General features: G+C 41.6%; 12 protein-coding genes. 3 read left to right on the forward strand and 9 right to left on the reverse strand.

The features are described from left to right. Positions 1-29 precede the first annotated feature (29 nt). The 7 genes from rsgA to CL667_00925 all read right to left on the reverse strand — a co-directional run bounded on the left by rsgA (position 30) and on the right by CL667_00925 (position 13,543). Entirely contained in the window at positions 30-935 is a 906-nt protein-coding gene (rsgA, locus tag CL667_00895) for a ribosome small subunit-dependent GTPase A (GenBank protein MAL16239.1), read from the reverse strand. Between the two features lie 122 nt (positions 936-1,057). Beyond that, positions 1,058-3,601 (reverse strand): endopeptidase La, encoded by a 2,544-nt coding sequence (gene lon / locus CL667_00900; GenBank protein MAL16240.1) that lies wholly within the window; start codon positions 3,599-3,601, stop codon positions 1,058-1,060. 127 nt (positions 3,602-3,728) lie between these two features. Continuing rightward, on the reverse strand, positions 3,729-5,237 hold the full coding sequence (locus CL667_00905) for a hypothetical protein (protein ID MAL16241.1): 1,509 nt from the start codon (positions 5,235-5,237) through the stop codon (positions 3,729-3,731). A 38-nt stretch (positions 5,238-5,275) separates the two neighbouring features. Further along, entirely contained in the window at positions 5,276-7,561 is a 2,286-nt protein-coding gene (locus CL667_00910; GenBank protein ID MAL16242.1) for a hypothetical protein, read from the reverse strand. Positions 7,562-7,606: 45 nt separating this feature from the next. Continuing rightward, positions 7,607-10,294, reverse strand: a complete 2,688-nt coding sequence (locus CL667_00915) for a valine--tRNA ligase (GenBank protein ID MAL16243.1) — start codon at positions 10,292-10,294, stop codon at positions 7,607-7,609. Positions 10,295-10,467: 173 nt separating this feature from the next. Further along, complete coding sequence (locus CL667_00920) at positions 10,468-11,787, reverse strand: 16S rRNA (cytosine(967)-C(5))-methyltransferase (protein ID MAL16244.1); 1,320 nt, start codon at positions 11,785-11,787, stop codon at positions 10,468-10,470. Positions 11,788-11,962: 175 nt separating this feature from the next. Continuing rightward, the gene (locus CL667_00925; GenBank protein MAL16245.1) at positions 11,963-13,543 is read right to left on the reverse strand and encodes a hypothetical protein; all 1,581 of its coding nucleotides are present in this window, start codon (positions 13,541-13,543) and stop codon (positions 11,963-11,965) included. Between the two features lie 256 nt (positions 13,544-13,799). On the opposite strand from CL667_00925, the gene atpD reads away from it, so the two are divergent. The 3 genes from atpD to CL667_00940 all read left to right on the forward strand — a co-directional run bounded on the left by atpD (position 13,800) and on the right by CL667_00940 (position 16,584). Then, positions 13,800-15,299, forward strand: a complete 1,500-nt coding sequence (atpD, locus tag CL667_00930) for a F0F1 ATP synthase subunit beta (protein MAL16246.1) — start codon at positions 13,800-13,802, stop codon at positions 15,297-15,299. 18 nt (positions 15,300-15,317) lie between these two features. Next, the gene (gene atpC, locus CL667_00935) at positions 15,318-15,575 is read left to right on the forward strand and encodes an ATP synthase F1 subunit epsilon (protein MAL16247.1); all 258 of its coding nucleotides are present in this window, start codon (positions 15,318-15,320) and stop codon (positions 15,573-15,575) included. Between the two features lie 103 nt (positions 15,576-15,678). After that, positions 15,679-16,584: a hypothetical protein gene (locus CL667_00940; protein MAL16248.1), complete on the forward strand. Its 906-nt coding sequence runs from the start codon at positions 15,679-15,681 to the stop codon at positions 16,582-16,584. Positions 16,585-16,586: 2 nt separating this feature from the next. Here CL667_00940 and CL667_00945 read toward each other — a convergent pair whose 3' ends face one another. Both CL667_00945 and CL667_00950 read right to left on the reverse strand, forming a co-directional pair. Continuing rightward, positions 16,587-18,911 (reverse strand): hypothetical protein, encoded by a 2,325-nt coding sequence (locus CL667_00945; protein MAL16249.1) that lies wholly within the window; start codon positions 18,909-18,911, stop codon positions 16,587-16,589. 6 nt (positions 18,912-18,917) lie between these two features. Beyond that, positions 18,918-19,688, reverse strand: coding sequence for a hypothetical protein (locus CL667_00950; GenBank protein ID MAL16250.1), 771 nt, complete (start codon positions 19,686-19,688; stop codon positions 18,918-18,920). Positions 19,689-19,692: the final 4 nt, after the last annotated feature.

Genomic DNA, 19,692 nt, shown 5'->3' on the forward strand with positions numbered 1-19,692 from the left:
ACCCATATTAGGGTAAAATCATAGCTGCTTTAAAGCGAATCCAGCATGTTTATATATGAATTATAACGACTGACGGCTATTTCTCCTTTTTCAAAAGCATCTGCTACACCGCATTTTGGTTCGTGGGCGTGCGTACAGTTGCTGAATTGGCAATTTTGTCTGGGTTCTATCATCTCTGGAAAAAATAGGGATAATTCCCAAGGTTCAATATTTACAAGCCCAAACTCTCGAATACCCGGAGTGTCTGCAATATATCCACCAAAGCTTAAGGGAATAAGCCGGGCAAAAGTGGTGGTGTGTTTTCCTTTATTTGAAAAGTCAGATACTTCATTCACCTTAAGGTTGTAGGAGGGATCAATGGCATTAACCAGGCTTGTTTTTCCAACTCCTGATGGTCCTATGAAAGCTGAAGTACAATCTGTGAGTTGGTCTTTTAGCTTTTGAAGGGATTCTTCCTCTTCAATACTTGTGATTAAAAAAGTATAGCCTAAATCTGAATACAATTCGGAAAGTTCTTGCGCAAACTCTAAACCACCGCTTTTAGCTAAATCGATTTTATTAAGAATGATTACTGGCTTGACCTCATATGCTTCACAGGTAACTAAGAAACGATCTATAAACCCTTCCTTAACCATTGGTTGCTTGATTGACTGTACCACACAAGCCTGATCAAGATTTGAAACAAGGATTTGTTCGCCTTTTTTTCCATGCGTAGCTTGACGGGTAATGTAGTTCTCCCGGTCATGTATCTTTTCAATATTACCGGTTCCATCATCATTCAGATTGAAATCAACCCAATCACCTACAGCAATGGGATTGGTAACTTCTTTTCCATTTAACCGAAACCGGCCGGGTAAACGGGATTCAATGATTTCTTCTCCGTTATCAACTAGATACCAGCTTCCGGTAGACTGTATGACTCTTCCTTTTTGCATATCCAAAAATACGGAAGGATAGGGGATTAACAAGCGTTTTTCTGGATTGATTAAAACCTGCTATAAAATAAAAAGAGCGGACATTTAGCCCGCTCTTAAATCATGCATATAAAATGATGTTGTTAGTCATTATCTCGACTAACAATTTCTACACCTTCGGCCGGCATTTTACCATTCTTGCCAGATACAGATTCCTTATGAGCATCGCTCACTTTAAAGAAGTCTGATGCATTTTGCACCGGCTCTTTTTCAAGGATGATATCCAGCAGTGGATCCATACGCTCCAAATATTCAACTTCAAGATCGCCGAGTACATCTTCTTCGATTTCGGCTACATCTTTTTCGTTTTTCTTAGGAAGCAGTACTTTTTTGATGCCTGCTCGTTTTGCAGCAAGAACTTTTTCTTTAATTCCACCAACCGGAAGAACGAGTCCCCTAAGTGTGATTTCTCCGGTCAATGCAATACTTCCTTTAACTTTACGCTGGGTAAAGATGGAGGCAATTGCGGACATTAGAGAAACACCGGCGGAAGGTCCGTCTTTTGGTACAGCGCCTGCCGGTACGTGGACGTGTAAATCCCAGTATTTAAATGCTTCTTCAGGAATGCCAATCTCTTCAGAATGTGCTTTGAGGTACGAAACAGCCAACATCGCTGACTCTTTCATGACATCTCCCAGCTGACCGGTGATATTCAATTTACCTGATCCCTTGGAAACGCTAGCCTCAATAAAGAGGATGTCGCCACCGTAAGGGGTCCATGCCATTCCTGTTGCTACACCGGGAACCGTAGTTCGCTCGGCAGCATCACTGAAGAATTTACGTTTACCGAGGAACTCTTCCACATCATCAGCTTCTACATCAAACTCCTCAATTTCATTAGAGGCAATTTTTGCTGCAACACCTCGGCAGCAACCTGCAATCTGTCGTTCCAGGTTACGAACTCCTGATTCACGTGTGTACTGATCAATTAACCTTTCGATAGATTCATCGGTAAAAGAAATTTGCTCTTTTTTAAGGCCGTTTTCTTCAACTTGTTTTGGAATCAGATACTTCTTGGCAATCTGAGTTTTCTCTTCCAGTGTGTATCCACTGATGTTGATAATCTCCATACGATCTTTCAGAGGAGCAGGAATTGTATCCAGTGAGTTTGCAGTGGCTATGAACATCACTTTGGAGAGATCATATTCCAGCTCAAGATAATTATCCGTGAAGGTATCATTCTGTTCCGGATCAAGAACCTCAAGAAGGGCTGAAGTTGGATCGCCTCTGTAATCGGCGCCCACTTTATCAATCTCATCAAGCATGATCACTGGATTACCTTTACCAGCTTTCTTCATAGAACGGATAATTCGTCCTGGCAATGCACCGATATAAGTTCTGCGGTGACCGCGAACCTCAGCTTCGTCACGAATTCCACCTAAGCTAAACCGCTCAAATTCGCGATTTAAAGCTCTTGCAATGGATTTGCCTAAACTGGTCTTACCAACTCCCGGAGGTCCATAAAAACAAAGGATAGGAGCCTTCATGTCTTGTTTAAGCTTGAGAACGGCAAGATATTCTACAATACGCTTCTTAACCTTCTCTAAACCATAGTGATCTTCATCGAGAACTTTTCTGGCAAATTCCAGATCCAGTTTATCTTCAGAAAATTCTTCCCAGGGCAGATCTAAAATCCATTCCACATAACTATAGATAATGCCATAATTAGGGGAGGCATTTGGAGTCATCTCCAATCGCTGTAATTCTTTTTCGGCAGTTTCTCTGGCTTCGTCTGGAAGCTTTTTGGCTTTCAGCTTGTCCCGAAGCTTTTCAATATCCTGTTGTTCGGCATCCTCACCGAGCTCTTCCTGAATAGCTTTCATCTGCTGACGGAGATAGAACTCTCGCTGCTGGTCATCAATATCAGACTTAACCTTGGTGCGAATTTTTTCGCTCATGTCCAGCACCTGGACTTCCTTTTCAAGAAAGCCCATCACTTTGTCAAGGTTGTCGGAAAATTTGCGGACTTCCAGAATGGACTGTTTATCAGAAACAGAAACGTTCAGGTTTGATGAAATGAAATTCAACAGGAATGTCGGGCTGTTGATATTGTTTACAGCAATTGATGCCTCCGAAGGAATGTTGGGAGACATGTTTATAATTTTAGAAGCTGTTTCTTTGATATTTCGAACCGATGCATCAAGCTCAAGTCCTTCAATATCCATTTCTTTAGCATAGGGCTCGACATCCGCCTTAAAGTAAGGATCACTTTGAGTGAACTGTTTCACTTTAAAGTTTGATTTACCCTGAATGACAATACTCTTGCTGCCATCGGGCATCTTGATAAGTTTTAGAATCTGAGCAACTGTACCAATTTTGTGAAGGTCTTTGTACTCAGGTTCTTCAATGTCTTCATTCTTTTGTGTGACTACACCAATAGTCTTATCTCCATCATAAGCTTCTTTTACAAGAGCTAAGGAGCGATCACGACCAACAGTAATTGGAACAACCACACCGGGAAATAGAACTGTATTTTTGAGCGGAAGAATAGGGAGAGAATCAGGAATTTCAGCTTCCGTTAATTCTTTCTCTTCCTCTTCAGACATAAGAGGTATAGCTTGCTCAAAATCATCAAAGTTATCGTCAGACTGATCTAAGTTCTCAAATAAATCAAAGCGCTGTTTCATAAATAAAATATCTGCAGTTTTTTTGTTTTGCTTTAATAAAGGCAAATACGGAGCCAGATCATTCACTTTAAACAAACCGTCAGTACCACCCACTGTCTGTCAGTAAAGTAGGGCAAAGTGGCAGGCATTAAAAGTGAAACTGGAGGGTAGCTACTGAAACTCCGGTTACGGTAGGTTTATTGGTGAAAGAATTAGGGGTGAGTACTGCTGCTAAAGAAAAATCCCATTTTTTGGTTTCAATGGCAGTCCCTACACTAACAAAGTTTGGCCGCTGCCCCTTGAAAGAAATCCCGCCTCTGAGCGGTAAAAATTTGAGTGGACGTATTTCCATCCCAAGGGAGGAGATTAATTTGGTTGAATTGAAGGCATTATTTGTTAGGCCAATGCTAACATCACCCATTAATTTCAGTCGGTTAATTTCAAATAGCGCACCTCCGTGCATTGCCATTGGCAGAAGGGTTGAAAAGCCTCCGCTTTCACTGCTCGTTAAAGCAAACGGATTTTCTTCTCCATATTGATCAATAAAATCTAAATATTGACCTTTTGCCCCAATAAAAATTTCATCAATTACAGAATTTGGTGCCGTTACGCTAGCCATGGTATCCTGTGTAGCAGTAACAGAAATACCCTCATCCTGATAAGAAATAAACCCAATATCCGTCATTGAAAATGATAACCGTAAAGAGCGCTCGGTTGGCTGTTGATTGGGGCGAATGGCGGATAAATCACTGCCAAAGGTGATTAAGTAAGTTACCCCAATATCCAGGCCTGCTCCAATTCCTGCAATGGAAAAAGGGGTGCTGTTGAAGGCTTGTTCGTTCGCATTTTCTACCGAAGAACCATTCAGGAAAGCATCTGTGGCAGTTCCAAATTCGCCGGTTGCGTCGTAAGAAAAGGACTCTACTCTAGTTGTGGTGTTCCCTTGCTGGGTATAAACATTTTCCCAAACGGCACTTTGGTAACTTCCACCCATTACTACTTTTGGGGCTATACCAATCACAAAGTTATCGAGGCGGGGTGTGAGTCCAGTTAAAAACTGAAAAGACTCAGCATAGCCAAAAGAAATTTCATGTAAACTTTGATAGCGATGAATTAGCGAACGGTCAAGAACCAGATCGTCATCCTGGTTTTGTTCAAAAGTACCCGTATACCATCCTTTACCTACTTTATAGTTAGATGATGTTCTGGTTCTTAGGGCGATAGAAAACGAGCGGTTTTCTTTTTTCCATTTCATCCCCAGAAGGGTAACGTCATATCGAGTAGTGTTGTCTGAGAGGGTATTATTTGCCGGATAATTGTCATCCAGGATTTCATCTCTGTCTATACCAAACTGACTGGAGATATTTCGAGAATAAACGCCGGTATGGTCAAGGGCATTTTCAAACTGCTGATTAGGATCATCGAAGTTTTGAAATGAGTTAAAATAAAAGCCTGCAATGCCCACTCCAATAGAAAAATCCCCTTGGCGATCTCTTATCATTAAGTTCGCGGGATTGTAGAAATTGGCGTTATAATCGGTGATATAAGTACTTCCGCCGCCACCCAATGCGAGGTTACGCGGAGTCAATACCGCCTGTGCGCTAACTGAAGTAACGCTCAAACACAGAAATAGCAGTATAATTAAAGCCTGCCTCATAAATGTCCTAATAAGCTAACTGGGGTAAATGATATTTTTTAATCGATAACCTGTAAAGGTGCTGCTCTGAGCATAAGCTTCTTTTGCCCTCTGTCCTTGAAAAATACAACAACTTTAGCATCCATTCCTAATCCAGACCTACTTATTATCTTTCCGGGACCAAACTTATCATGCTCAACCTGTGTGCCTACCTGAAATGGATCCTCTCCATCTTCATAGTCGTATTGAATGGTTGCTGAGGGTGATTTGAAAGTCTTTTTTGCACGAGATTGCTTCCAGTCATATTCTATCTTCGTGCCCGAATCACCGGATTCTTTGTTTTCAAAGCGGTCTTTCTTCTGGGTAATGGTAGCACCGGTTTCAGTTTGCACCACACCGGGATCTACTTCATCCAAAAAGCGGGAGCGGGCCTGCCTGAGTTCTTCACCAAATTTAAATCGGCTTCTGCAATGGCTAAAGAATAATCGCTCTTCAGCCCGAGTTATAGCAACATAAAACAACCGTCGCTCTTCCTCAGTATCTACTTCAAAATTAGCCCTGCCACCCATAGGGAAGAGGTTTTCCTCCAATCCTACAATGAATACACATGAAAATTCGAGTCCTTTTGAGGCATGAACCGTCATTAAAGTTATAGCCGGTTTGTCCTTATCGTGCTTGTCGGAATCGGTTATAAGGCTAATTTCTTGCAAGAAGGCACTGAGTGATACTTTCTCTTTGCCTTTCTCATAATAGGAGATCGCATTTTGAAGCTCAATGATGTTATCTCGGCGCATCATGGATTCGTGTGAATTTTCCTCGACCAATGCGCGCATATAACCGGATTGCTCCAGCATAGCTTTAACCGTGTCCATAAGACTTTCACCATTCTCGAGATTATGACGCAGACGGTTAATCATGTCCACAAATTCCCGGACCCGAGCTTTGGCCGGTTTGTAGACATCTAATTCTTCAACATTCTGAATAATGGACCATATAGAGCTGCCTTCCTCGCGAGCCTGCTTTAGCAGATCTTGTATCGATTTATTTCCAATTCCCCGTGAAGGTTCGTTGATGATCCGAAGCAAATTAGTCTCATCATGCGGGTTAACCAATAGCGTTAAATATGCAAGAACGTCTTTAATTTCCTTTCGCTGATAGAAGGAAAGTCCACCAACGAGCTGGTATGTTAAGTCCTTGCGACGCAATGCTTCTTCAAAAACACGTGACTGATAGTTTGTGCGATAGAGGATGGCAAACTGATTGTTCTTATAGCCATGCTTCATCTTCAAATTCTGAATATGAGTCGCCACCCGATTGGCTTCATCCCGCTCGTCAAAGTTTTCTAAAACCGTAATTCGCTCGCCATAATCCTGTTCAGTCCACAGCGTTTTATCCAGCTGTTTGGTGTTCTGTTTAATGATGGAATCTGCACACTGCAGGATAGCTTTTGTAGATCGATAGTTTTGCTCCAGAGGAACCTGAGTCGCCTCTTCATAATCTTCCTTGAAGTTCAGGATGTTAGAAATATCGGCTCCACGAAATGAGTAGATACTTTGGGCATCATCACCTACTACACAAATGTTTTTGTACTTATCGGCCAGCATTTTCGTGACTTTATACTGGGCATGGTTGGTATCCTGATACTCATCAATAAGTATATACTTGAATCGATCCTGATACTTCTCCAGAATGTCGGGATGTTCTTGAAAAAGCTGAATGGGCTTTACCAACAGATCATCAAAATCCATGGCGTTACTTTGCTTCAAGCGCTTATTGTAGATCTTATATACTCGAGCAGTGATATCATCAAGCGTACTGCTTACAAAGCGCTCCTGGTAGGTATCGGCTTCGATAAGCTGGTTTTTAGAATCACTGATTTTGTTGTGAATAGCTTTTGGCTTGATCTCTTTTGGATCAAAATTCAATTCCTGAAGGATTTGTTTAATCACTGTTTGAGAATCACTGGTATCATAAATAGTGAAGTCTGAACCAAAACCAATTTTCTCGGCCTCAAACCGCAATATCTTGGAAAAGATAGAGTGGAAGGTTCCCATCCAGAGCTTTTTACCTTTATCTCCAATCAGGTTCTGGATACGCTCTTTCATCTCTCGAGCGGCTTTATTGGTAAAGGTAAGAGCCAGTATTTGCTCAGGAGCCGCTTTGTACTGTTGAAGCAGGTAGGCGATGCGATAAGTTAGCACGCGTGTTTTTCCGGAACCGGCACCAGCTACAATTAAAAGTGGGCCGTCGGTATGCGTGACGGCTTGTTTCTGCCGTTTATTCAACCCGGTAAGAAAATCCGGACGTCCTTTGGGTTCTTCTGATGGAAGTGAAAATGTTTTCATGTAAAATCTCTATTTAACCACTGTTATTTAAAATTGAACAGGTGGTTATCCTTCAAAATCTTTGAGTTGCTCGCGTAGTTTCGCAAGACTGTCTTCGGTATCGGATTTCTTTTTCTTCTCAAGCTCAACTACGTTTTCAGGGGCATTGTTTACAAATCCCTTATTGGCGAGCTTTTTCTCTATTCCATTTAAAAATCCTTCGAGGCGATCAATTTCTTTCTGGATGCGCTCTCGCTCTTTACCAAAATCTACTAAACCTTCCAGGGGCACAAAAATTTCATTTCCACCAACAATAGAGGAGGAGTATACTTTAGGCTTCTCGATTTCAGTAGAAACGGTTAAAGACTTTAAATTCTCAAGTTTTTCAAGTATAGAGCGGTTTTTGAGGATGGCATCGGCAGTTGATTGCTCTTTGGTATTGATTAAAACTTCGAGCTCTTCTTTTGGTGATACATTTACCTCAGAACGGATATTTCTAAGCGAAGAAACGATCTGCTGCATTGAAGCAAACAGAGCTATATCGTCTTCATTCGACTTCGCTTCATCAACTTTAGGCCACTCAGAAACTAAAAGAGCCTCATCGGTACTTCTTTCCTTAATGTGCTGGTAAATCTCTTCACTGATAAATGGCATAAAAGGGTGGAGGAGCTTCATCAGCTGTTCGAAGAACCCAAGAGCTGTATTGAGTTTAGCTACGGGGATATTCTCTCCATAAACCTCAGGCTTGGCTAACTCAATGTACCAGTCACAGAAATCATCCCAGATCAGTGAATACACTTTTTTAAGGGCATCATTCAGCTTGTAGTTATCGAAGTCTTTATTTACACCAACGATGGTTTCCTGAATACGGGCGGCCATCCAGCGATCAGAAAGATCATCTTCATTGATCTCAGTGGTTGGATTATATTCTACACCTTCTTCCATATTCATGGTGAGAAAGCGGAAGGCATTCCAGATTTTATTACAGAAGTTTCGGCCTTGTTCACAAAGCTTCTCATCAAATGGGAGGTCGTTTCCGGCTGGAGTGGCAAAAAGCATTCCCATACGGATTCCATCAGCACCATACTGACCAATGAGTTCAATAGGATCGGGTGAATTACCCAAACTTTTACTCATCTTACGGCCTTTCTTATCACGGACAATACCGGTGTAATACACATTATCAAACGGCTTCTTGTCCATGTATTCGTAACCGGCAATAATCATACGGGCAACCCAGAAAAACATGATTTCCGGTGCGGTGACTAAGTCTTTGGTAGGGTAGTAATACTCTAATTCCTTATTGGCTTTTCCTGTTTTTATGTATTCAGGATCAAACACAGAAATCGGCCATAGCCATGATGAAAACCAGGTATCTAACACATCTTCATCTTGTTTAAGTTCAGAAGCGGTTAAATCGGCATTACCGGATTTTTCCTGAGCTTTTTTAACTGCTTCTGCCTCAGATTTAGCTACAACAAAATCATCATCGCCTTCCCCATAATAATAAGCAGGAATTCGGTGGCCCCACCAAAGCTGACGGGAAATACACCAGTCGCGCACATTCTCCATCCAGTGACGGTAGGTGTTTTTGAATTTAGCGGGTTGAAATTCAACCGTGTCATCCATTACGTTTTCAAGGGCAGGCTGAGAGAGTTCCTTCATAGAAACCCACCATTGCAATGAAAGTCGAGGCTCAATCACAGCATCCGTACGCTCAGAAAAACCTACTTTATTTTTATAATCTTCAATTTCTACCAGTTGATCAATTTCATCCAGATCTTTGGCAATCTGCTTACGCACATCAAAGCGATCCATGCCTATGTAAAGCTCGCCTTCTTCGCTTACAGTACCATCTTCATTCATCATGTTGATGGTTTCGAGATTGTGCTTCTCGCCAAGATTGTAATCATTTTCGTCGTGAGCAGGTGTCACTTTCAAGCAACCTGTTCCGAATTCGACATCCACATAATCATCCAGAATAATCGGTACTTCGCGATTTACTAATGGGACAATCACTTTTTTGCCATGGAGGTGGGTGTAGCGCTCGTCATGCGGGTTGATACAAACGGCAGTATCTCCGAGAATAGTCTCAGGCCTAGTTGTAGCGATAGTTACAAAGTCATCTTCGCCCACAATCTTATACTTCACATGATAAAGCTTGGAATCTACTTCCTTGTGAATTACTTCTTCATCACTCAAAGCCGTTTTAGCGACCGGATCCCAGTTAATCATTCGGGCTCCACGATAAATCTTGCCTTTCTCAAAAAGGTCAACAAACACATCAAGCACACTTTCTGAGTACTCTTCATCCATGGTAAAGGAAGTACGATCCCAATCACAACTGGCTCCAAGTTTTTTGAGCTGCTCCAGAATAATTCCCCCATGTTCATGCGTCCATTCCCAGGCATGCTCCATGAATTCATCACGACTCAGATCGCTTTTCTTGATATTCTTTTCGCGAAGTCTGCGCACGACTTTCGCTTCCGTTGCAATAGACGCGTGATCTGTTCCAGGAACCCAGCAGGCATTGTAGCCCTGCATACGCGCACGACGTATCAACACATCCTGGATGGTATTGTTGAGCATGTGTCCCATATGAAGGACACCTGTTACGTTAGGAGGAGGGATGACAACAGTGAAAGACTCTCGGTCATCAGGAGTGGAGTGGAAGTACTCGTTTTCCATCCAGTAAGCGTACCATTTGTCCTCAATTTTAGAGGCGTCGTATTGTGCGGGGATTTCTTTACTCAAAACTTCAGACTTGTTTAAACAATTTGGTTCCGACGCAGAGCGTTCGGAACCAGTTTATTAGTATTAAGATTGAATTATTGATTTAGTACTCGCTCCTGATACTCTGTTGGAACGAAAAGTAATCTAACTCTCGCTACATACGCTCTGCGTTGTAGCGGACAAATATGATTTATCTATTTAACTCTTTTCAGAAGAACACCAAAGTGCCCATCACAACCATGCTTATGAGGAAGTGTTTGGTAGGATAGTTTATCCTCAGCTAACACTTCTTCTGGTAGATAATCATCTAGTGGCTCAAGCTCAAAATTGTCATATTTATCCAGGAACTTGGTGATTTGGTCCATGTTTTCTTCCGGCTCCAGTGAGCAGGTGCTGTAAACCAATCGACCGCCACGCTTCACCATGTTGCCAGCCTCTTCCAGGAGTTGTTCCTGAAGTTCTACAGCGTTCTTCAGACCTTCTTCGTCTCTTCTCCAGCGTAAGTCAGCTCGTTTACTGAGTACTCCTGTTCCGGTACAAGGCGCATCCAGAAGAACGGCATCAGCTAAACCAAGAGAAACTTCAAGCACATCACCACGGCGGATCTTAATATTCTCTGCACCATAATTAAGGGCGCTTTCTGCAAGTTTCTCTAATCGCTCAGAGGAAATATCAACAGAAAGGATTTCACCTTCACCTTGCATGAGGTCAGACATCATGATCGACTTAGTACCGGGTGCGGCACAAAGATCAAAAACTTTTTCTCCCGGCTGGGGATCAAGAATAGTAGGGGCAAAACCGGCTGCTATATCCTGAACCAGACAAATTCCTTTAGATAATAATCCTTTTGAGATAAACGGCTGTACAGAATCTACCTGATAGTAATAAGGAAGCCAGTCGCTTGGCTTAACTTCAACGTCCATTTTTTCCATGCGGAGCTCAAAATTCTCAGGCTTGGTTCGGATGGTATTAACACGCACATAATAATGGGGGCGGGAGTTATTCGCTTGCATCAACTGGAATGCTTCCCGCTCACCAAAACGTTTTCTCCATCGCTCAACCATCCATTCCGGATGAGAGAAAGTAGTAGCTACTAATTTGTTTCGATCCTTAAAAGCAGGCTTCGGTAGGTTCTTGCCATCTCTTTGCATATTACGCATGATGGCATTAACAAGGTCTCCGGTTCTTGAACCTAACTTCATCTTTGCAATCTCAACAGCTTCGTTGATCGCTGCATAGTCAGGCGTGCTATCCATAAATAGCATATCATAGATAGCCAGTCGAAGGATATTTTTTAGTCCCGGCTTCATTTCATCAACAGCAACGCTCGAGAATTCATCAATCAGGAAATCCAGATAGCTTCGCTTGCGCAAAATATTCTGAACGTATTCTCTGACCTGAGCACGTTCTCTGGTTTCCAGTTCATTAGCTGGTTCAAAATCCAGATTTTGATTCACATCAAATTCAATGAGAATGTCTACACTTACCGAGCGTTCTGATAATTCAGTTTCCAAAGGAGTCGAGTTTTATAATTGTGATTACCTGCTACAAAAAAAGGTGATTGTTGTCACCTTAAAGTCTTGGACAATGCAATAAAAGGAGCCGCGTTTTAAAGCGCGGCTCAATAGCCTGTAAAGATAAAATTTTAACAGGGGAGTTGCTAATAGAAGTATGTGCTAAATAAGATTTTTATAGAGATAATTCTCTTCCTTTTGGATATCGGAGTCTATAGCTGAATTTTATACTTTTTGATTGACCAGGATCGAGCTGTACAAACCAAGTAATGATACCTGTTTCATCGTTTATGTCGCCTTTGGATAGGTTTATCTTTTCAACCACGATATCTTCATTGTTTGAAATCGGAATCAGATCTTTAACGTTTATACTGATTTCCGTGTCTTTATTATTTCTAAGATTGATTTCCCAGGTATAATTTTCTTCCACTTTATTTCCGAAGAAAGTATTTTCGCTGTACTCACGGAGTTTCTTTCTTTTAACATTAATTCCCTGATCTACGCCCAGTGAAACTTGCAGGCTGTCTTCAAAAGAGTCTGTTGATATGGAAGTAGACCCGACATATGCATTGTCGAAATAAATTGAAGCCTGACCCGGAATAAGATCAAATTCATTCCAGTCATTTATGCTAGCCGTTAAATACGCTTTTTCTGAAAACCTGGGGATTGTGGCATAGATATATTTAGCGGGTAATTCTTCTTTACGGAATTCCACTGTGTATTCTTTTCCGTTTGAAGGGACCGAATAAGGCGTCTCAATGGTATAACTGAAAGTGGTTTGATTTTGATTGAACCGTGTAACAGGATTTAGCGCCATTTCGGCTTCCAAGTTAACGCCATCCGAATAACTGGGCATAGCCATTTCTTCATATGCCACTTGTTTTGTCTGAATAACTTGGTTCTCTCTGAAGCCTATAAAGTGTGGATTAATCTCAGGCAATGTAGAGTTTAGAGACGGGTTACCGGAGCTAACGGTTAAAGAAACATTCTCCCAGTCTACTCCTGTATTTTGATAGATTCCGGCTTTGTAGTTCAAACTAAGAGGGGCGTTTATATCGGTCCCTCTAATATCGTAAGAAGGTTTCCAGCCTGCATTTCTTACCAAGTAAGTAAGTTGAAATGTCAATGCTTGATCTGTATCAGACTGTACTTCTGCTATGACTTCGGCAAACCGGTTCTGCTGTCCACGACTTTGCTCTTGAATCTGAGCCTGTATCTTATTGAGCTCTCTTTGCTTCTCCTGAATGTTTTTTTGCAGAGTGATTTTCTCCTTTTCCAGTTTTGATGCTCGTTCTCGATAAAGGTCGAGCAGTTGCGAGAGTTCTGCCGCTGAAAGATGATTGTTGTTTATGATGTTGTTGCTGTTGCCTAATAACCCGGTTTCCCGTTCAATGACAGCTAGTTCTGCTTGAGAAAATTTAACCTCTTGCTGAACAGTTTCCAGTTGCTGCTTTAATTTTGAAACAACCGGGTTGTTGTTTGGTTGGTTGAAGTAATCAAACTTTTGGTTCAGGGATAAAATGGTAAATGAGCCGTCGGCTTGTAACTGAATGCTTCTGTAATTGAGAGTAGGAGATAGGTTCTTAAATACGATAATATTTCTGCCAGCTTTTAACTCAATTTCTTGTTGATGCTCAATTTGAGCCTGTTGCCGGAATACAATTACTTTGTCAATCTCAGCTTCAATGGATAAGGTGTCAGAAAAAGTGGGAATTATACTTAATGCTGATAAAAAGATAATTAGAAAGGCATTCATAATAACAGGTATTAGTTAAAGGATGCATCAACATCTTCATACCTCAGCACAAATAAACCCGCATTATGATGTTACCTATTAAAGAGAGGAATGCTGATTTATTGGTATTTGGAAAGTGCTTCTTTGTTCAGAATAAATCATAAGAATTTTGATTGCCTCTCTTTATGTATCTGCCTATCTTAACCAGCCTTTGCAGAAGTGCATTATTTGATCTTTCAAATATCAAAGAAAAACTAATAAAATCGCGATTTAGCACATGAATAACGGAACTATAGCACAGGTGATTGGACCTGTAGTTGATGTTGATTTTTCTGAAAGTAAAACTCCGGCTGTTCTCAACGCCCTTGAGATTAAAATGACAGACGGTTCAACCCTAACCCTTGAGGTTGCTCAACACCTTGGTGAAAATCGTGTGCGAACTATCGCGATGGACTCTACCGATGGACTTGTCCGTGGGATGGAAGTTACTGACACCGGAAAAGCTATCTCAATGCCGGTTGGAGAAGATATCCGAGGCCGACTATTTAATGTAGTTGGTGACTCTATTGATGGTATCGATGCTCCTGAAGGAAAAAATTCATACCCCATTCACCGAGATGCACCTGCTTATGATCAGTTAGCGACTTCAACTGAGATGCTTGAAACAGGTATCAAGGTAGTTGACTTGCTTTGCCCATATGCTAAGGGTGGTAAAATTGGACTTTTTGGTGGTGCCGGTGTAGGTAAAACGGTATTGATCCAGGAGCTTATTAATAATATCGCGAAGCAGCACGGTGGTCTTTCCGTATTTGCCGGAGTTGGTGAGCGAACTCGTGAAGGTAATGACCTTCTTCGTGAATTTATTGAGTCCGGTATTATCAACTATGGAGACGAGTTCAAAGAATCCATGGAAGAAGGGAACTGGGACCTTTCCAAAGTTGACAAAACGAAATTAAAAGAATCTCAGGCTACTCTGGTATTTGGTCAGATGAATGAGCCTCCGGGTGCACGTGCACGAGTTGCTCTTTCTGGATTGACAGTCGCAGAGTATTTTCGTGATGAAGTATCCCGTGATATCCTGCTCTTCGTAGATAACATTTTCCGATTTACCCAAGCTGGTTCTGAAGTGTCAGCACTTCTTGGACGTATGCCTTCTGCGGTAGGTTACCAGCCAACATTGGCTACTGAAATGGGTGACCTTCAGGAGCGTATTACCTCCACAAAAGACGGTTCTATTACGTCTGTACAGGCAGTATATGTACCTGCTGATGACTTGACTGACCCTGCTCCCGCAACTACTTTTACTCACTTGGATGCTACTACCGTACTTTCTCGTGCTTTGACACAGATCGGTATTTACCCAGCGGTAGATCCTTTGGATTCATCATCAACGATTCTTGATCCTAAAGTTGTAGGTCAAGAGCATTATGATGTTGCTAACCGCGTGACTCGTTTACTCCAGAACTACAAAGATCTTCAGGATATCATTGCTATTCTAGGTATGGATGAGCTATCTGACGAAGATAAGTTGGTTGTAAGCCGTGCCCGTCGTGTTCAGCGATTCCTTTCACAAAATTTCCACGTGGCTGAGCAGTTCACTGGTCAGGCGGGTGTTTATGTGAAAGTTGATGAGACAGTTAAAGGCTTCAAGATGATTCTTGACGGTGAGTTAGACCACCTTCCTGAAAATGCATTCTACATGGTAGGAGACATTAACGAAGCGATTGCGAAAGGTGAAAAACTTCTTGCTGAATCAGAAGAGGAAGAAGCAGCTTAAATCTGACAAAATCTAATTATGAGCACATTCAATGCACAAATACTTACACCCAACGGCTCTCTTTTTGAGGGAGAAGTAAGCGGTGTAAAACTTCCCGGCTCGCAAGGCAGTTTTGAAGTTAAAGCAAATCACGCACCCATAGTTTCAACCTTAGAAAAAGGTATTGTACTAGTACGCAAAGATGATGGAGACGCTAATTTTTCAATCTCAGGTGGATTTGTTGAAGTCAATAACAACAAACTAACCTTGCTTGCGGAATCAGTAGAAGAAGCCTGATTTTGTAATAATTACTTTTTTGTGTTTGAAAGCCGGTGGGAACATCGGCTTTTTTATTTGGGTGATTGTACTATATTGATAGTATTAAATCTAATTTCATGCCATGAAAACATTAGTACTCGTAGTAAGCATTTTAATTCCGTTCACAATTGTTGCCCAACAACAAACGGATACAACATTCGCAGTGGATATTGACTCACCAAAGTATTCGATAGGTGAAGGGCCGGTGATCTGTTTTGATTCAGCTCATAATAATTTTCATACACTAAATGGAGGATTTGCTCCAACAGCTTTTATCCTAAAGAAAGATGGATACCGAACTATTGATTTTTCAGAGTATGCAGATACAATGGAAAAGCTGGATGGGTGTGAAATTTATCTCACAGTAAATCCTCTTCATGAGAGCAATTTGGGGAACTGGCAATTACCGAATCCTCCGGTGTATTCTCTTGCCGAAGTTGAAACCATAAAGCAATGGGTGGAAGAGGGAGGAAGTCTGTTTATGATCGCAGACCATATGCCATTCCCGGGAGCGGCCTCAAATCTTGCAGAGACTTTTGGTTTTGAGTTTAGTAATGGATTTGCTCAGTTAAATAAAAATGGAAATACACCGGATATTTTCAGTATTGACAATCGAAGGCTTATTTCAAGCCCTGTAACTAAAGGAATAACTTCAGTGACCTCTTTTACGGGATCAGCATTTAAATATCCCTCAGAAGCAACACCAGTGATGCTTTTTATGGAAGGGGATCGAAGTCTTGAGCCTGAGATTGCCTGGCAGTTTAGCGATACCACCCAAACCGTGGATTTAGCTGGTTACGCACAAGGAGCCATAATGGAACATGGAGAAGGTAAGATAGCTGTATTTGGTGAAGCAGCTATGTTTACGGCTCAAACCATTTCAAATGAACAAGGGGAGTTTAGGTTTGGGCTTAACAATCGAAATGTTGCACCGCAAAACCTTCAGTTTTTGCTAAATATTGTTCATTGGCTGGATGAAGCCCAGTAAAATTACCAGCCTATTTTTCCTTTATCCTTATCCCTGACTAACTCATTTTGAGTTTTTTCAGGATCTTCAGGCATCACAAATCCCGGTGGTGGTTCAAAGGCATCGTACTTCCAGTAAGCATCTTCATCAGCAGTGGCATAGTTAATAAAGGTGCCAACAATAGGTAGTGCTGATCGTGCTCCCTGTCCAATAGAATAAGAGATATTTTGATTAAATCGAATTTTTAAATCGTTACCACCAACCCATGCACCCATAACTACATGGGGCATCATACCTACAAACCAGTTATCGGAGGCGTTGTTTGTAGTTCCTGTTTTGCCGGCCACATCTTGCCTTATACCATATACGTTACGAAGCCGTACTCCCGTTCCATAGAAATCTTCGCCCCCTCTAATAACTCCACGCAGCATATCAGTAATGATATAGGCTGTTTCCGGACTGATAACTTCCTTAGTATAATCCGGATAGAATTCCTTCAAAATATTACCTTGGCGATCTTCAATTCGGGTAATGGCAATCGGCTCAATGTGAACTCCTTTGTTGGCAAAGGTTGTATATGCACTGGTAAGCTCGAGAAGAGAAACTTCTGCAGTCCCTAATGCAATAGAAGGATAGGCAGGAGTTTTGCTCATATCGATACCAAGGTTGGAAGCCATATCCTTAATCTTTCGTGCAGCGGGATCAAGCTCCCAAAGTTTATTGGTTCCGGGTGCACCTGCAAGTTCAGGTAAAAGGCGAACGGTTACATTGTTCATACTTCTTGCCAATGCTTCCCGCAGTGGCACCATAACATTTCCTTCTGCAACACTTTCATCTTTAGGATTCCATATTTTGCCCTGACGGTCACGGAAAGTCACCGGGAATTTGGAAAACTTGTGATATGGTTTAAACCCATTATCTATGGCAACAGAATAAACAAAAGGTTTAAAAGTAGATCCCGCCTGTCGCTTAGACTGATAGACATGATCGTACTGTACACTTCCATAATCAGTACCACCTACCCATGCTAGTACATTTCCATTGGTAGGTTCTATGGCTACAAATCCTGCTTCAAGCTTGGTCTTCGCTCTTTTAACAGAATCAACAAAAGCGGAATCTGCGAAAAGGGAATCAAACACAACCTTCTCAATTTTTGTATCAAACTTAGCAAAGCCATTTTTATAGCGATCAGTTTCACGCAAATATTCTCTTAAGAAAGTAGGATTATCTTCCCAGAAAATATCCATGTAGTCCCCGCCGGACGAAGTCCATTCATTCTCGAATATATTCTGAAGCGAATCTAACTTCGTTTTTACGGCACGTTCAGCATGCTTTTGAAGCCTGGAATCAATAGTTGTATAAATGACTAGGCCATCTTTGTACAGATCATACCCATTTTCGTTGAGCCAGGGCTGAACTTGCTGCCTAACATATTCTCCAAAATAACGACTTTGACGGCCGGTTTTGAAAGGAGGGTGGTAATCAAGTTCAATAGGAGCCTCAGTTAAGGAGACATACTCCAAATCAGATAAGAAATTTCGTTTGTACATCTGAGACAATACAATATCGCGACGTTGTTTTGATTTCTCAGGAAATAACCGCGGGTTGTAGGCGTAGATCGCCTGGAGTGAACCAATCATTGTTGCAGCCTCAGCTACCGATAGTTCTTTAGCAGGTTTTCCATAATGGGTTTGAGCTGCAGCTTCGATTCCAAAAGTAGAATTAGGAAACTCAACGGTGTTTAGATACATCTCAGCAATTTCGCGCTTGGTGTATCGTCGTTCAAGCTGAGTGGCTGTAATCATTTCCCGAAACTTACGGGCAATAGAAAAATCCTGACCAATCTTTTTGTACAAGTTACGAGCTAACTGTTGACTAATAGTGGAAGCTCCCTGCCATCGTCCATTTATAAGGTGCCAGGGTATGGCAAGGGTCGCATACATGTCAATTCCCCAGTGGGTGTAAAAGCGATGATCTTCTGTAGCAACCAAAGCGTCAATTACATGGGGAGAAATGTTTTCGTATCGAACCCACTTTCTGTTTTCAGTGAAGTATTTATCTAAGGTAGCGCCGTCTCTGGATCGAACTTCAGAGGCAATTGCCGTTTCCGGATTTTCAAATTCATCAGTAGAAGGGAGACCTTGAAACAAGAAAAACACATATCCAACTACACATAGAAAAAGAACCCCAAATATACTACCACCCCAGATCCATGCTTTCCGATAGGATGTTGTAGAAGAAGATTCGGATTTGGCTTTTTCTTTACGTTCAGCCAAGATCTTTTTCCGGTATTCGGGATCGTTGAAATATCTCTTATTGTCTATTGGTTCTTTATGCTCTTCACTCATAGTCTCTTATTTAGTGCCTTCGAAAGGTACAAAATTTTTCGATGTTGCTTTCCACTTAACGAGCTTCATTCCATCTTTGTTATACAAAGCCAGCGTCCTGTGGTTAAAAAAGGTTCCTAAGTTTATATAGCTTCCGCGGGGAAATGTTTCCACTCTCGGCACATGGTCGTGTCCACTTAAAATATAGTCTAAATTGTGCCTTTGGAAGATTTTTTTAGCTTGTCTATTCAGTGGCTCGGGATTCACATAATTACGCCTACGGGTTAAAGAAGAAAACATCTTCATAGTAGCTAGTCCGGCTTTTGGCGGTAAAATCTTTTGATAAGTACTCACAAAACGCGGGTCTCTTAGAAGTTGATGAAAAGCCGCACGGGGAAAATCAATTTTGTTTGCAGCCACTCCATCGCCATGCATTAGCAATAATCTCTTGTCTTCAATTTCAAGTAGTCTAAAGTTGGGCTCCATCTCAAAACCCCGTTCTTTAAAATGCCCGAATGTCCAGTTATCGTGATTGCCTGTTATATAAAGCGCGGGTTCAATGGCCTCGTTATAACGTTCAAATGCGTCCAGGACTCTCTTACCTAAATCAGGCACAAATCCTTTTTCCGGGTATTCCATCCAGTAATCAAATAGATCACCAAGCACATGAATTTTAATTTCTTCGTCAATACAATGTTGAATGAGCGCGATTAAATCTTCTTCAATCTGTCGATTTGTTTCTGAAGAAAATGCACCGAGATGTACATCAGAGAGGAAAAGATACTTCGTAAACTTCATGTAC

Source organism: Balneola sp., assembly GCA_002694685.1.
In the GTDB taxonomy this organism is placed as follows: domain Bacteria; phylum Bacteroidota; class Rhodothermia; order Balneolales; family Balneolaceae; genus Gracilimonas.